Annotated in this window: 13 protein-coding genes; 2 read left to right on the top strand and 11 right to left on the bottom strand. The window is 70.3% G+C overall.

The window, feature by feature from the left end; genetic code table 11:
- Positions 1–70: 70 nt before the first annotated feature.
- Positions 71–1,744: a glycosyltransferase family 2 protein gene (locus ABNQ39_RS24465; protein ID WP_376962922.1), complete on the top strand. Its 1,674-nt coding sequence runs from the start codon at positions 71–73 to the stop codon at positions 1,742–1,744.
- Positions 1,745–1,841: 97 nt separating this feature from the next.
- The gene (locus ABNQ39_RS24460; protein ID WP_376962920.1) at positions 1,842–3,395 is read left to right on the top strand and encodes a phytoene desaturase family protein; all 1,554 of its coding nucleotides are present in this window, start codon (positions 1,842–1,844) and stop codon (positions 3,393–3,395) included.
- Between the two features lie 8 nt (positions 3,396–3,403).
- Here the strand turns inward: ABNQ39_RS24460 and ABNQ39_RS24455 are convergent, their stop codons facing one another.
- The 11 genes from ABNQ39_RS24455 to ABNQ39_RS24405 are packed head-to-tail and all read right to left on the bottom strand — an operon-like array spanning position 3,404 to position 13,474.
- Positions 3,404–4,627 (bottom strand): beta-ketoacyl-ACP synthase, encoded by a 1,224-nt coding sequence (locus ABNQ39_RS24455; RefSeq protein WP_376962918.1) that lies wholly within the window; start codon positions 4,625–4,627, stop codon positions 3,404–3,406.
- A complete protein-coding gene (locus ABNQ39_RS24450; protein WP_376962916.1) occupies positions 4,627–5,352 on the bottom strand; it encodes a 3-ketoacyl-ACP reductase FabG2 in 726 nt (241 codons plus the stop codon). Before ABNQ39_RS24450 ends, ABNQ39_RS24455 begins: the two co-directional genes overlap by 1 nt.
- Positions 5,349–5,825, bottom strand: a complete 477-nt coding sequence (locus tag ABNQ39_RS24445; RefSeq protein WP_376962914.1) for an ApeP family dehydratase — start codon at positions 5,823–5,825, stop codon at positions 5,349–5,351. Before ABNQ39_RS24445 ends, ABNQ39_RS24450 begins: the two co-directional genes overlap by 4 nt.
- Entirely contained in the window at positions 5,822–7,021 is a 1,200-nt protein-coding gene (locus ABNQ39_RS24440; protein WP_376962912.1) for a beta-ketoacyl-[acyl-carrier-protein] synthase family protein, read from the bottom strand. The genes ABNQ39_RS24445 and ABNQ39_RS24440 overlap by 4 nt, the downstream gene beginning before the upstream one ends.
- On the bottom strand, positions 7,018–7,620 hold the full coding sequence (locus tag ABNQ39_RS24435) for a DUF3261 domain-containing protein (protein WP_376962910.1): 603 nt from the start codon (positions 7,618–7,620) through the stop codon (positions 7,018–7,020). The genes ABNQ39_RS24440 and ABNQ39_RS24435 overlap by 4 nt, the downstream gene beginning before the upstream one ends.
- A 49-nt stretch (positions 7,621–7,669) precedes the next feature.
- The gene (locus ABNQ39_RS24430) at positions 7,670–9,991 is read right to left on the bottom strand and encodes an MMPL family transporter (RefSeq protein WP_376962908.1); all 2,322 of its coding nucleotides are present in this window, start codon (positions 9,989–9,991) and stop codon (positions 7,670–7,672) included.
- Positions 9,988–10,590, bottom strand: a complete 603-nt coding sequence (locus ABNQ39_RS24425) for a LolA family protein (RefSeq protein WP_376962906.1) — start codon at positions 10,588–10,590, stop codon at positions 9,988–9,990. Before ABNQ39_RS24425 ends, ABNQ39_RS24430 begins: the two co-directional genes overlap by 4 nt.
- Positions 10,587–10,994, bottom strand: coding sequence for an acyl-CoA thioesterase (locus tag ABNQ39_RS24420; RefSeq protein WP_376962904.1), 408 nt, complete (start codon positions 10,992–10,994; stop codon positions 10,587–10,589). Before ABNQ39_RS24420 ends, ABNQ39_RS24425 begins: the two co-directional genes overlap by 4 nt.
- Entirely contained in the window at positions 10,991–12,667 is a 1,677-nt protein-coding gene (locus ABNQ39_RS24415; protein WP_376962902.1) for an AMP-binding protein, read from the bottom strand. Before ABNQ39_RS24415 ends, ABNQ39_RS24420 begins: the two co-directional genes overlap by 4 nt.
- A complete protein-coding gene (locus ABNQ39_RS24410; protein ID WP_376962900.1) occupies positions 12,664–13,245 on the bottom strand; it encodes a hypothetical protein in 582 nt (193 codons plus the stop codon). Before ABNQ39_RS24410 ends, ABNQ39_RS24415 begins: the two co-directional genes overlap by 4 nt.
- On the bottom strand, positions 13,226–13,474 hold the full coding sequence (locus ABNQ39_RS24405) for an acyl carrier protein (protein WP_014239597.1): 249 nt from the start codon (positions 13,472–13,474) through the stop codon (positions 13,226–13,228). Before ABNQ39_RS24405 ends, ABNQ39_RS24410 begins: the two co-directional genes overlap by 20 nt.
- Positions 13,475–13,476 lie beyond the last annotated feature (2 nt).

The following is a 13,476-nucleotide window of genomic DNA, read 5'->3' as shown; positions in this document are numbered from 1 at the left end:
GTCGCTTGACGTTGCTCCTGCAACAGGGGTAGGTGGTCGGTCTCCGACCGGCAAGCCTCATGGAGAAGGCATGAGCATCCGGGCCTGCGCCATCATTCCCAGCCACAACCACCACACGGCACTCGGCGGAATCGTCGCGGCGTTGCGGAGGCGCGGGCTGGAGGTCATCCTGATCGATGACGGCAGCGGTGAGCCTGCCCGCACCACCATTGCGGCGCTGCACGCCCCCGCGGACGGGGTCGAGGTGCTGCGGTTGGAAGTGAACCGGGGCAAGGGCGGCGCCGTCATGGCCGGCCTCCGGCGCGCTCATGAACGCGGTTTCACCCACGCGGTGCAGGTGGACGCCGACGGGCAGCATGACCTTGGCGCCGTTGCCGACCTCCTGGCCACCGCGACGGCGCATCCCGATGCGCTGGTCAGCGGCCAGCCGGTCTATGACCACTCCGTCCCCCGCTCGCGATTGATCGCGCGCTGGGCCACCCATGTGTGGATTTGGGTGGAGACGCTGTCGCTACGGGTGAAGGACAGCATGTGCGGCTTCCGCGTCTACCCGCTGGCCCCCACCATGGCGGTGCTGGACAGCGAGCGGATCGGCACCCGCATGGACTTCGACCCGGAAATCGTCGTCCGCCTGTTCTGGCGCGGCGTTCCGCCGATCCACATCCCCGTGCGGGTCGTCTATCCGGAGGGAAACACCTCCAACTTCAACCTCCTGCGGGATAATGTGCTGCTGACGCGCATGCACACGCGCCTTGTGCTGACCATGCTCCTGCGCCTGCCGTCGGTGCTGCGCAACCGTCCGCCGAAAACAGGAGCCGACGCGCACTGGTCGGCGGTGGGAGAGCGGGGCGCTTGGTGGGGCATGAGGCTGGTGACGCTGGTCTACCGGCTGCTCGGCCGGCCGGGCTGCATCGCGCTGCTGTGGCCGGTGGTCGGCTACTTCTACGCGACCAACGCCGCGGGGCGGCGGCATTCTCTGGATTTCCTGGTGCAGGCCAACGCGGCGAAAGGCCTGCCCGCCCCTTCCTGGTGGGAGGGGCTGCGTCACCACATGAGCTTCGCCGTCAAGGCGCTCGACACCTTCATCGCGTGGGCCGCCCCGGAGCGTACTGGCCCCATCGCCGTCGACGGGGCGGAGGCGCTGAGCCGTCTCGCCGCCGAGGGGCGGGGGGCGCTGCTGATCGTCTCGCACCTGGGCAACGCGGAGTTGTCGCGCGCCCGCCTGGGGACCCAGTTCGAGAAGGACATCAACGTGCTGCTGCACACGCGGCATGCCGTTCGCTACAACCGGATGATCCGCTCCGTCCGCCCCGACGCCGCGGACCACACCATACAGGTCACCGAGATCGGCCCGCAGACCGCCATCGATCTCAAGGAGCGGGTGGAGCGTGGCGAGTGGATCGCCATCGCCGGGGACCGCACTCCGGTGGAGTTCAACGGCCGGGTCAGCCGGGTTCCGTTCCTCGGCCGGGACGCCGCCTTCTCGCAGGGACCCTACGTGTTGGCGGCGCTGATGGGCTGCCCGGTCTATCTCCTGTTCTGTCTGCGCGAGGGGCAGGGCCACCGCGTCACCTTCGAGCCCTTCGCCGAACGCATCGAATTGCCGCGGCGGGGCAAGGACGACGCGCTTGCCGCGCTCGCCGCACGCTATGCTGCAAGGCTGGAACACCATTGCTTGCGAGATCCACTGCAATGGTACAACTTCTTCGACTTCTGGGCCGACCCGAAGGCCGGACCTCGGTGAAACCAAGTCACGGAATTTTACAGCCTGAGATGGCATCGCGTGGGGTGAGGCGTATAGAATGTTGGGCTCCCGTCCTCCATTGCCCGGCTTTCCTCGAATGACGCATCGCTCCTCGTCCGGTCAGTCCTCGGCATGGCCGATGCCGACATTCGGCTGTTGGCCGGCCGGGGAGTACGACCATCACGCGGTGGTGGTCGGCGCCGGGATCGGCGGTTTGTCGGCCGCGGCGACGCTGGCGGCGCGCGGGCTGAAGGTGCTGGTGGTGGAAGCGCACGACCGGCCGGGAGGCTACTGCTCGTCCTGGCTGCGCAAGGTCCGCGGCCGGGACGGATCCGTCGGGCGCTACGTCTTCGACGCCGGGGTGCAGGATTTCAGCGGGCTGGGACCGCGTGGTCCGCTGCGGCGGCTGCTGGATGGCCTGGGCGTGGCGCACCGCATGGATTGGCGCCGGGTCCGCCACCGCTATGTGCAGGACGGGCTGTGCCTGGATGTACCGGACCAGCTGGCGGACTTGGTGCCGCGCCTCCAATCGGTGTTCCCGCAAGAGGCTCCGGGAATCGCCGCCTTCTTCGCGGAGATGGAGCGCGTCTACGCCGATCTCTACGCCGATGTGGACGAGACCGGCGGCGTGCCGATGCCGCCCGCCACGCTGGAGGCCATGCGGTCCTGGACCGCCCGCCGGCCCGATGCCTGGCGTTGGATGCACCGCCCCTACGCCGAGATGCTGGGCACCTATCTGCGCGACCCGCGGCTGAAGGCTCTGCTGACCACCATCAGCGAGTACGTCACCGATCGCCCCGAACTGCTGCCGGTGCGTGAGATGGCCCCCCTGTTCGGCTACTATCTGGAAGGCGGCTGGTACCCGGCCGGCGGTTCGCAGCGGTTGGCGGAACTGCTGTGCGCGGTGGTGCGGGAGCGGGGCGGCGCTGTCCATCTGCGCACCCGCGCCGAACGCATCCTGACCGAGGGCGGTCGGGCCGCCGGCATCGTCACCGCCGATGGAACGGTGCACCGGGCGCCGTTGGTGTTGGCCAATTGCGACGTGGTCGGCACGTTGACGCGGCTGGTGGACCCGGCACTGCTGCCCAGGCGCTACGCCCAGCGTGTGAGAGGTCTGAAGCGCGGCCCCACTGCGGTGCTGGTCAGCCTCGCTGTGGAAGGCGTTCCGAACCTGCCGGCCCGCGTGTTCGTCGGGGCGGACGGCCTGCATTTCGGAATCGGCAACCCGAGCGCGGTCGATCCGTCCCTGGCCCCGGAGGGCCACGCCGCCGTCACCATGCTCTGCCTGCGGCCCGAACCGGAGGCCGCCGAGTGGTTCGCCGCCGACAAGGCCGCTAACCGCCAGCGCAAGGAAGCCTTCGCCGACCGTCTGGTCACCGCGGCGGAGAGCATGCTTCCCGGGCTGCGGGGCCGCATCCTCTACCGTCAGACGGCCAGCCCGACGACCTTCACCCGCTACGCGCTCGCCGACAATGGCGCCATCTACGGCGCCGCCCGCGGGCAATGGTGCCCGCCGAACAAGACGCCGCTGCCGGGGCTGATGCTGGTCGGCGCCGGCTGCCAAAGCGGTCCCGGCGTCGAGGCGGTGGTGATCTCCGGCATGAGCGCGGCGAACCTGGCAACGGGGTTCCCGGCGGAGGCTGCGGAATAGACGCCTGTCTACCCGCGCCGGAACACCAGCGATGTGTTGATGCCGCCGAAGGCGAAGTTGTTGGACATAAGGAACTCGGTGTCGATCCGCCGGGCCTCGCCCATGATGTAGTCCAACTCGGCGCAGCGTTCGTCCACATTGTCCAGGTTGGCGGTCGGGGCGAACCAACCATCGCGCATCATCTCGATGCCCAGCCACGCTTCCAGAGCGCCGCAGGCGCCCAACGAATGGCCGAAATAGCTCTTCAAGGAATGGATGGGTGCGCGCGGGCCGAAGACGGCGTGGGTCGCCGCGGTTTCGGCAATGTCACCCCACTCGGTGGCCGTGCCGTGGCCGTTGACGAAGCCGATGTCGTCCGCCGACAACCCGGCGTCCTGCAGCGCCATGCGCAGGGCGATCTCCATGGTCCCGGCCTGCGGCTGGGTGACGTGGTTGCCATCGGAGTTGCAGGCGAAGCCGACGATCTCCGCGTGGATGTTGGCGCCGCGGGCGATGGCGTGCTCGCGCTCCTCCAGAATCAGGGTGGTGGCGCCTTCGCCGATCACCAGCCCGTCGCGGTCGCGGTCGTAAGGGCGGGGGCTGGTGTGCGGGCGGTCGTTGCGGGTGGAGGTGGCGAACAGCGTGTCGAAGACCGCCGACTCGGTCACGTCCAGTTCTTCGGCGCCGCCCGCGATCATGGCGTCGGCCTTGCCCCACTTGATCGCCTCGTAGGCATAGCCGATGGCTTGGCTACCGGAGGTGCAGGCGCTGCTGGTCGGGATGATGCGGCCGGTGACGCCGTAGAACAATCCGATGTTCACCGCCGCCGTGTGGCTCATCATCTGGATGTAGCTGGTGGCGTTGAGCGTCCTCGACGCGCCCTGGGTCATCAACTCGGCGAAGGCGATCACCGGGGCGGGGCTGCCGAACGATGATCCATAGGCGATGCCCACGCGCCCGCCGCGGACGAACGGGTCGTTCAGCAGCGCCGCGTCGTTCAGCGCCTTCTCGGTGGCGTAGACGGCCATCTTGGAGACCGGCCCCATGGTCCGCGTCTTCTTGCGCGGGTAGCGGTTTTCCACCGAGAAACCGGTCACAGGGGCGGCGAGGCGCGTGTTGATCCCGTGGAAGCGGTCCCACTCCCCCATGGTGCGGACGGCGCTCTCGCCCTTCGCCATGCGGGCGCGGATGGTCGGCCAGTCCTCGCCCAGCGCGCTCACCCCACCCATGCCGGTGATGACAACCCTGCGCATCACACCATACCCCCGTTCACCGCGATCACCTGCCGCGTCACGTACGCCGCCCCGTCGGAGCACAGGAAGGACACCACCGACGCGACTTCCTCCGGCCGTCCGGCTCGGCGCATGGGAACCAGCTTCAAGGCTTCGTCCATGGGCAGCCCGTCGGTCATCTGCGTTTCGATGATGCCGGGCGCCACGCAGTTCACCGTGATGTTCCGCTTCGCCAGCTCGATCGCCAGCGCCTTGGTGGCGCCGATGATGCCGGCCTTCGCGGCGCTGTAATTGACCTGTCCGCGGTTGCCGATCAGCCCCGACACCGACGACAGCGTCACGATCCGCCCGCCCCTGCGGGCCGAGACCATCGGCATCACCAGTGGCTTCAGCACGTTGTAGAAGCCGTCGAGGTTGGTGTTGAGGACCGAATCCCAATCGTCGTCTGCCATGGCCGGGAAGGCGGCGTCGCGGGCGATGCCCGCGTTCAGGACGGCGCCCCAATAGGGGCCGTGCGCCTCCATGTCGGCTTCCAGCGCGGCGCGGGCGGCGGCGCGGTCGGCGATGTCGAAGCCGAGCAGCCGGCCCTCGCCGCCGGTCTTGCGGATGTCGGCCAGCGTCGCCTCGCCGCCGGCCGCGTCGCGGCCGTAATGCACCACCACCGCAAAACCGTCGGCGGCCAGCCGTTCGGCGACCGCACGGCCGATGCCCTTGCTGGCTCCGGTGACCAGAATCGTCTTCTTCATCGTTCGACCTGAACTCCCTGGCTGGCGAGCAGCGCGGCCGTGTCCTCGGGCTGGTAGACGGTGAGCTGGGCCTTCGCCAGTTCCTCCCCAGTGCCCGCGCGCGTCACCACACAATCGAAAGACCCGATGTTCTCGTCCCGGAAGACCGGTGCCACCGACACCTCCAACCGCTCGCCGATGGCGAACCAGGGAACGGAGGCGCGGAAGTCGCGCGTGCCCAGCAGCAGGCCGAGACGGACGTCGCCGCCGGCTTCCCTGGCCTCAGCTCCGACCTGGGCGCCGCAGGTCTGCGCCATCCACTCCACGGCGACATGGGCCGGGGCGCCCCGCCCCGTCACCACGAAGGGCGCCCCCTCCCGCACGGTCAGCGCCGATACGAAGCGGTCGTCCACCCGTCCGACCGCTTCGTCCAGCAAAATCATTGGGCGGGCGTGTGGCAGCAGATCCTCGATGGGCCACGGATACGCGCTCATCGCCATTCCCCCCGGCCCAGCACCAGGGCCACGTTGCTGCCGCCGAACGCGAAGGAGTTGCTGAGCATTGCCGCCGGCCCGGCAGGAAGCGCAGCGCCGGGGCCGATCAGGTTCAGCGGCGGGATCTCCGGGTCGGGCGCGCCGTCCCACAGGTGTGGTGGCAGCAGGCCGTCGGGGTTGTGGGCCGGATTCAGAGTCAGCCACAGGAACGCCGCCTCGCACGCCCCGGCGGCGCCCAGCGTGTGGCCGGTCATCGCCTTGGTCGAACTGCACGGCGTCGCGTCGCCGAACAGCGCGTGCACCGCCTTGCCCTCCATGGAATCGTTCAGCGCCGTCGCGGTGCCGTGCAGGTTGACGTAAGCGATGTCCTGCGGCGCCAGCCCGGCGTCGCCCAGCGCCGCCCGCATTGCGGCGAAGGCGCCGCGGCCTTCCGGGTCGGGGGCGCTGACGTGGTGCGCATCGGAGCTTTCACCCACCCCGAGAAGCCGCACCGGGGCATCTTCCGCGGTCAACAGGAAGACCGCCGCCGCCTCGCCGATGTTGATGCCGTCGCGATTGGCGCTGAAGGGATTGCACAGGCCCGCCGACACCGCCTCCAGCGCGCTGAAGCCGCCCAGGGTCGTGCCGCACAGCGTGTCGGCACCGCCGACGAGGGCGGCGTCGCACAGGCCCGAGCGGATCAGCCGCCGGGCGGACGCGAACACCTTGCCGCTGGAGGAGCAGGCCGTCGCCACCGTGTAGGCCGGCCCCGGCAGGTCGAGCGCGCGCGCCGCGAACTCCGCCGGCCCGCCGGTGGCAAGCTGGTCGTAATGGAACGGCCCCGTCCAGGCGCCGTCGCGGCGCATCGCCGCGAAGCCGGCCTCCGCCTCGGCCATGCCCGAGGTGCTGGTGCCGATGATCACGGCGATCCGGTGCCGGCCGTGGCGCGCGGCCGCCGTTTCGACGGCGTCGCGGATCTGCTCCAGGGCCAGCAGCAGCAGGCGGTTGTTGCGGCAGTCGTAGGTCTCCAGCCCCGCCGGCACCGGCGGCAGCGGCGCGTCCACCGAACCGACATGCACTGCGCGGCCGGGCACGAAGCCGGAGCGCGGGCGCAGACCGTCGCGGGTGCCGGCGAACAAGGCATCGGCGACCGCGTCAGCCCTGGTGCCGATGGGGGTGGCGAGGCCCAGGGCGGCAAGCCCGAGCGGGGGGCTCATTGCGCCGCCGCCGTGGATGCCGCCGTGGACTGCACCTCGATCTCGTAGCCCCAGGCGAGGTTGGCGTAGCGCAACGTGCCAGTCCACGGCGCGCCGTCGGCCCAGCTGCGTTCGGCGTGCAGCACCTCCTTGCCGCCGATGCGCACGCTGCGACGGTGCGGGTCGGCGCTCAGCGTGCCGCCCGCGGGGGCGATCGCCTGCTGCACGACCGCTTCGGGCCAGTACAGCACGACGATGTCGGCCAGCATGCTGCCCGGCCGCAGGGCCGGGGGCAGCCAGGGGGCGGTCTCCACCTCCAACCCGGCAGCGCTCCAGGTGACGGTCATGGCGCGACGGCCCAGGCTGTCCACGCCGACCAGCAGAAAGCGCTCCGGCGTGACGCTGATCCGGCCCTCGAAAACGAAGGTCTGCCCGTCGCGGCTGGCGGTGATGAGCTGTGCCGCCTCGACGCTCTGTCCGAGATCGGACGGGCGCGGCAGGGCCAGCGGCTCGCCGGGGGCGAGCAGCGGCGTGCTTGGGTCTGTCGGGCCGCTGCCGGGCACGGAGGTGCACGCTCCGAGCAGGAACAGGAGCGCGACCCAACCCTTATGCGTGGTCATGACGTGAGGTGATTTCCCAGAAATGGATTCGACGTAGAGCATACACCAATCAGAGTAGCCGCGCACTGGTTGTGGCTTCATTGTGGCGCGCGCCGCGCGCGGCCAGCGGTGCGAAAAGAAAGGCAATGGAGATTCCGACCAGCATGGTCATGCCGAAGCTGTGCACCGCCGGAACGGCGCTGAAGGCCAGAAGCCCGAAGGACAGCAAGGTCGTCAGGGTCGCCAGCCACACCGCCAGCATGGTCACCGGCTGCTGCTCCACGCCGCTCTCCGCGCAGAAGACGGCGTAGTCCACGCCGATGGAGAGGATCAGCACCAGCGCCATGGCATGGAAGAAGGTGAAGTCCTGGCCCATCAGCCCCACCGCCGCCGGCGCCAGGATGAGTGCCGCTCCGGGTGGCAGCAGTGTCCACAGCCCCCCTCGCCAGCCGTAGCGCCACATCAGCACGGGCAGCATCAGCAGCCCCGCCAGCCCGCTCAGCAGCAGCGCCCGGTGCCGGTACTTGGCGAGCAGCGCTGAGAAGTCCGCCGTTGGATCGACCAGCCGGACGCCGGCCGTGCCGGCCACCGCCGCCCGCACGGCGTTCGGATCGCGCAGCCCCTGCAAGGCCACCACATGCAATCCCGGCCCGAGCACAAGCTCGCGCAGAAACGGCACACTGTCCGTTGCAAGCGCATCTCCTAACGTCAGCACCTCCTCCGGCACCTTGCCGTTCGGCTCGGCTGGCGGCAGGCCGAGGCTGGCGCGCTGCGCCGCCAGCAGTGGGGCGTCGAGCGCCGTGGCGACCAGCGCGCGGTTTTCCCGCTGCGTCCGGGCGGACGGCACGAAGGCGGCCGGCATCTGGTAGCCGGCGATGCTTCCCTTCGCCTTCAGCCCGGCCAGCGTGGCGGCGAGATCCTCCTGTCGCCGCAGCGCCGCCTCGTCGTCCGCCGCCTGCACCAGCAGGAACTGTGCGGCGGTGGTGGCGCCGATCAGCCGTTGGATCTCGTCCTGCTCGTGCCTCAGCTCCGCCGAGACCGCCTGCAACCGTCGGACGTCGTCGTCGGCGGACAGCCGCGCGAGCCCGACCGCACCGGCCAGCACGCAGCCCAGCACAAGAACGAGGCGCACGCCACGCCAGCGCCGCGCCTCCCAGAAGCTCCACAGGCCCGCCGCCGCGCGCAGCATCAAGGCGCCGTGCGTCAGCCGTCGCGCCCGGTCGAGCGAGGGCAGCCACAGCACCACCGTCAGGAAGGCGGCTACCAGCCCGATGATTGAGAAGGCGGCGATCTGCCGGAGCCCCGGAAAGGGCGCCAGCATCAGCGCCGCGTAGCCGATCAACGTGGTAACCAGCCCCAACGCGATGCCCGGCAGCACGTGGCGCAGCCGGTCGCGCGGGCTTCCCGACAAGGGGTCGAACAGGCTGGCGCTGTAATGCAGGCTGTAGTCCACCGCCACGCCGATCAGGCTGGACCCGAACAGCAGCGCCGCCACATGCAACTCGCCGAACAGCAGCAGGCTGCCGCTCAGCCCGACCGTCATCCCGACGCCCAGGGCCAGCAGATTGTGCAGAAGCGGACCCGGCCGGCGGAAGGCCAGCCCCACCAGCAGTATGGTGCCAACCAGCGACAGCGTGCCGAGTGTGGACGCCTCGGTGATCGCGGTCTTGGAGCCGGCATGCGCGAAGAACACGGCGCCCAGCCGCTTCACCGTGACGCCCGGTATGTCCCGAACGGCGGCGTCGAAGGCGCCGATCAGCCGGTCTTGCAGGTCCAGCTCGAACGGCTCCCCGGCGAGCACGGCGCTGACCAGCACCCAGGTCGTGCCGTTCTCGGTGACGCTGAGCATGCCCTCGTCGGGGGCGAGGCGCGACAGCGGGAAGGGCAGGTTGGTGAGGAAGGACGGCAGCAGCAGGAACGGGTCGTTGCGCAGCAGCCCGGCATCGACGAGTCCGGCGAAGCCGAACGCCTGGGACAGCGCGCGGGTGGCGACCTCCTCCCCCTTGCCGGTTGCCAGGAGTGCCCGGTCGCCATCGCTGAGCAGGCTTTGGCGATGGGGGAAGTAGAGAGCCCCCAGCCGCTTCAGCCGGTCGACGTCGATGCCCTCGCCGATCCGCTCCACCTGTCCAGTCGCCAGAAGGGCGTCGCCAAGCGTCGTCGCCGCCTTGCGGGCGGTTTCGCGGTCGGCGTGCCCGACCAGCGCCAGCACCCGGCGACCCAGCGCCTTGGTCACCGCGTCGTTGGCGCGCTGCAGGACGGGGTCCTGCTCCTCGCGCGGCAGCAGGGCCAGCAGGTCGGTGCGGAAGCCCAGCCCGTCATGGAGGCGGAGCACGAGATAGCCGCTGGCCAGCAGAACGAGCGTGAGCCAGAGCAGCGCCCCCAGCCGTCTCACGGACGGCCCGCCGAGGCCAGCAGCGCGGCCTCGTCCGCCGTCGGCGGCTCCGCCTTCAAGAACTGGTCGCGGAAGGTCAGGCGGTCGCGGTCGCCATCGGGCTTGACGATCTCCACCTCGTCCACGAAGCGCCCGCCGCGCACGTCGATGGCGCGGATCGGCATGGTCGGATCGGCGGCCCGGCGCGGCGTCAGGTGGAGGGTCCAGGCGTCGGCGGTGCCCCCACGCTCCACCGCGAACATGTCCTCCAGCGCCTTCCAGTCGCCGGTCAGTGCGCCGCCCAGCATGGTGTAGAGCTTCGACATGAAGGGCAGGCGCGCAGCGGGCAGGCGCATGGTCTCGTTGCCCTTCACCTCCTGCACGAGACCGGCGGGGCTCATGACGGTGGTGACGGCGAAGGGGGTTTCGGTGCGCCAGATCAGCCCGCGGCCGGGCGCCAGGGCGAAGCGGCCCTCGCTCTTCAGCGGGGCCTGGAAGCCCTTGAGGAAACGCTCCTGCACGAAGGCGCCGCGCAGCACCTGCCCTTCGCTCAATGTTTCGGTGGCCAGCGCCGGGAAAGCGGTCAGCAGCGCCAGCAGGAAAACGACGACGCGCATCATAGCAGAGCCCTCACCTTGTCCGTGAATACCGCGGGGCATTCGAAGCACAGCTCCCCCCCGTCCTCCTTCACCGCAAGCTGCACGGTGCGTGCCTTGGTCAGCAATTCGCCGCTCGGCTCGTCGTGGATGCGGTAGTCGATGCGGATGCGGTTCTCATACTCGACCAGCGTGGCGGTGATCCGGATCGACTGGCCGAAGCGGATCGGCCGCACGTACTTCACATGGAGGTCGACGATGGGGAACACGTATCCCGACGACGCCATCTCCGGATAGTTGTAGCCGATGCGGTCAAGCAGTGCGCAACGCGCCTGTTCCAGATACCGGGCGTAGTTGCCGTGCCAGACCACCTGCATGGGGTCCAGGTCGTAGAACTGCGCGCGGGTGCTGACCTCTGCCGAAATCATGGGATGGTCCCCTCCACGCCGATGGAGCCGGAGGACAGCGTCTCGTCCCCGCAGCGGTACTCGAAGGACAGGCGCCCCCGTGCTGGGGCATGGCGCAACGCCAGCGTCACCGGCGTGTCCGGAACGGTGACGCGCCGGAACTTCACCTGGAGCGACTGCGCCGCCTCGATCCCGAGGCCGAGATGGGTGTTGGCGAACATCACCGCCCAATCGATCTGCGCCACGCCCGGCACGATCGGCATGCCGGGGAAATGACCATCGAGCTGCGCGAGGTCGCGGGGAATGAAGAGGTCCAACTCCACCCCGTCGGCGAGTGGCCGGACGGCGCGGATATCCGGGGCGGTCGGCCGGGAAGCCGCGGTCTCAAGCAGGGCGCTCTCCTCGAACAGGGCGGCGATGTCGGCATACCGGCGCTTGCCCAGTGCACCGTCCGGCAAACGGCTCACGAAGCGCCAGCGGCGGGGCAGGCCGGCAGGCTCCTGGACGGCGGACAACTCCCGCCGCAGCAGGCGGCCGAAGCGGAAGGCGCCGAGTTCCGCCAGGCACGCCGCGCCTTTGGCGCTCGGCACCACGACGGCGCAGAGCTGCTCCAGCGTCAGGACGGCGGCGTCGGCCACCAGCGGGGACCGGCGCAACTGCGCCTCCACCTCGGGCAGGCTGACGCGCTTGCCCTCGACCTTCGCGATCCGGTCGGCGCGGCCAAGGACGCGGAAGCCGCCGTCCTCGACCAATTCCACGAGGTCCGAGCCGACATGCTCCCGGCCCTCGACATGCGCCGCGCCGACCCGCAGGCGACCGTCCGGGGTGCGTCCGGCGACGACGCCGGGCAGCGGCAGCCAGGACGGGTCACCGGTCTCGCGGCGGCGGTGGGCGATGGCTCCGGTTTCGGTGCTGCCGAAGATCTCGGTGATCGGCGTGCCGAAGAGGGCAGCCGCCTCGCGCGCCGCTGGCTCCGGAAGAGGGGCTCCTGCCGACAGCACCAGCGCCGGACGCCGCGATGGCGGCAGCGGCGCGATGCCCGCCAGCCGGGTCAGGTGCGCCGGGCTGGTGACCAGCACGGACCCCGCATCGAGCGCGGCCAGTGCCGTTTCCCACAGCTCGTGCATGGCGCTGGCGAAGGGGCGTCCGGTGACCAGCGGCCACAGCAGGCGGAAGTTCAGACCGTAGACGTGCTGGTGGGAGACCGTGGCATGCACGCGAGCGCTTGGCCCGGCGAGCCGTCCGAGCACGGTTTCGGTCGCCAGCGCTTCGACCTCCAGCATGCCGAGGGTGCGGACCACCCGCTTCGGCTCGCCGGTCGAGCCGGAGGTGAAGAAGGTCAACGGCGTCTCGGGGTCGAGCGGGGCCAACGCCATCTCCTCGCCACCCGGCCCCAGGTTGCCGTCGAGGTCGCCGCCGACCGGCACGGCGCCGTCCGCGGTCAGGGCGGCCAGCGTTCCCGGCTGGGCGTTGGGCGGTATCGTCACCTCGGCGCCGGCATGCAGCAGCGCCAACAATCCCACCGCCCCCCAGTAACTGTCCGCCGCGACCAGAAGCCCGCGCCTGCAGCCCTTCAGCCGCGCCGCGTTGCCGGCCACGTCGGCGCGGAAGCGGGCGAAGGCGACGCCGTCGGCAACCGGCGCGTCGTCCGGCCGCCCCACAGCGAGCAGACGGGAAAGCGGGATGGCGGTCATGCCCTGGCGTGCCTCCGACGCATGGAGCGGCGGACCAGGATTTCGCCGCCGAACAACAGGCCCATGACGATGTAGGCGACGAGCCCGGTCCACAGCGTCCACGCCTCGTCGCTGCCCCACAGGGCCAGCGCCCCGGCGATGGCAGCGTTGATCACCAGCCAGACGGTCCACACCACGGTGACGGTGCGGCAGTATGCCTGTCCCGCCGGCGGCAGGTCGGGTTCATAGAGACGGGCGAAGCGCTCGACGAGGCTGGGTGGGCGCAGCAGCGAGGCGCCGAACACCGCTGCGGTGCCGAGGCTGAGCGCGACCGGATAGGCCTTGGCCGCCAGCGCGCCATCGAGCGCGGCAAGCACGCCGACCATGACCGCCGCCGCCGCCAGCGGCAGGCGCCAGACCCGCGCCGTGGGCGAGGAGCACATGGCGATGCGCGCGCCGATCAGCGCCAGGGCCACAGCCACGAAGGCCAGCGGCGGCAGCAAAGCCCGCCCGCCATAGACCAGCACGGGATAGAGGGCTCCAGCGACGACCAGGGCCGCGACGCCGAACGGGGGCAGCCTATTCCTGGAGGAGGGCATGCACGCGGTCGAGAACATCGCCGACCGTGCGGACGCTCTTGAACTCCTCGGGCTTGAACTTGCGGCCGGTCAGTTCCTGCAACTTGACCACGAGATCGACCGCGTCGATGCTGTCGAGGTCGAGATCCTCGAACAGCCGCGCCTCGCGGGAAATCTTCTCGGGAGGCACCTCGAACATGTCTTCGAGATAGCTCTGAAGGCGCGCATAAATCTCGTCTTGCGTCAGCATGG

This window comes from Azospirillum sp. A26 (genome assembly GCF_042604635.1).
Lineage (GTDB): Bacteria > Pseudomonadota > Alphaproteobacteria > Azospirillales > Azospirillaceae > Azospirillum > Azospirillum palustre.
Note: the sequence above shows the minus strand (reverse complement) of the source record. Positions and strands in the feature narration are given on the sequence as shown.

Coding starts and splice junctions, on each gene's coding strand:
- ABNQ39_RS24465 (WP_376962922.1), top strand. CDS start 71: ATGAGCATCCGGGCCTGCGCCATCATTCCCAGCCACAACCACCACACG.
- ABNQ39_RS24460 (WP_376962920.1), top strand. CDS start 1,842: ATGACGCATCGCTCCTCGTCCGGTCAGTCCTCGGCATGGCCGATGCCG.
- ABNQ39_RS24455 (WP_376962918.1), bottom strand. CDS start 4,627: ATGCGCAGGGTTGTCATCACCGGCATGGGTGGGGTGAGCGCGCTGGGC.
- ABNQ39_RS24450 (WP_376962916.1), bottom strand. CDS start 5,352: ATGAAGAAGACGATTCTGGTCACCGGAGCCAGCAAGGGCATCGGCCGT.
- ABNQ39_RS24445 (WP_376962914.1), bottom strand. CDS start 5,825: ATGAGCGCGTATCCGTGGCCCATCGAGGATCTGCTGCCACACGCCCGC.
- ABNQ39_RS24440 (WP_376962912.1), bottom strand. CDS start 7,021: ATGAGCCCCCCGCTCGGGCTTGCCGCCCTGGGCCTCGCCACCCCCATC.
- ABNQ39_RS24435 (WP_376962910.1), bottom strand. CDS start 7,620: ATGACCACGCATAAGGGTTGGGTCGCGCTCCTGTTCCTGCTCGGAGCG.
- ABNQ39_RS24425 (WP_376962906.1), bottom strand. CDS start 10,590: ATGATGCGCGTCGTCGTTTTCCTGCTGGCGCTGCTGACCGCTTTCCCG.
- ABNQ39_RS24420 (WP_376962904.1), bottom strand. CDS start 10,994: ATGATTTCGGCAGAGGTCAGCACCCGCGCGCAGTTCTACGACCTGGAC.
- ABNQ39_RS24415 (WP_376962902.1), bottom strand. CDS start 12,667: ATGACCGCCATCCCGCTTTCCCGTCTGCTCGCTGTGGGGCGGCCGGAC.
- ABNQ39_RS24410 (WP_376962900.1), bottom strand. CDS start 13,245: ATGCCCTCCTCCAGGAATAGGCTGCCCCCGTTCGGCGTCGCGGCCCTG.
- ABNQ39_RS24405 (WP_014239597.1), bottom strand. CDS start 13,474: ATGCTGACGCAAGACGAGATTTATGCGCGCCTTCAGAGCTATCTCGAA.